This window comes from Vibrio sp. HENC-03 (assembly GCF_000305755.2).
GTDB classification, from domain to species: Bacteria; Pseudomonadota; Gammaproteobacteria; order Enterobacterales; family Vibrionaceae; genus Vibrio; species Vibrio owensii.
This window is the reverse complement of record NZ_JH976079.1, coordinates 247,250-247,626: the sequence shown is the minus strand read 5'-3', so window position 1 is coordinate 247,626 and position 377 is coordinate 247,250. Positions and strand designations below refer to the sequence as shown.

General features: G+C 52.5%; 1 protein-coding gene. It reads left to right on the top strand.

The window, feature by feature from the left end; all coding sequences use genetic code 11:
* Positions 1-157: 157 nt before the first annotated feature.
* A partial coding sequence (locus VCHENC03_RS27995; protein WP_232310324.1) for a hypothetical protein occupies positions 158-377 on the top strand: 220 nt, incomplete at its 3' end.

Sequence of the window (377 nt, the reverse complement as noted above, 5' to 3'; positions counted from 1 at the left end):
CGATTGCCTCGTCCAGCTGTCTCGCGGAGAGTCCAATTTCTATGTGACGTGCTCACCTTACGAACAATATGCGCAGCGCCAAGAGCAAGACATAGAACTCAAGCCAGTTGGTGGTTTGTTTGGAGGTGATGAGACTTAACCCCGTAGGGATAAGGAGTTGCGGAGCGACGACGAAGCACCGAGCCACCCACTACTGGCGATCTTGGGCACTTGCTTAGACTGGCGAGTGTCCCTAACTGCCCAAGCCAAAATAAGTAAAACCGCCCTCATCCTGCAAGAATCAGCCTCGCAGAGACTAACCACACCAAAGGCGCCTAAACCTACTGGAACACATCAAGACTATCAGCACCAAAGCTTTGCGAGTGTCGAGCAAGGCT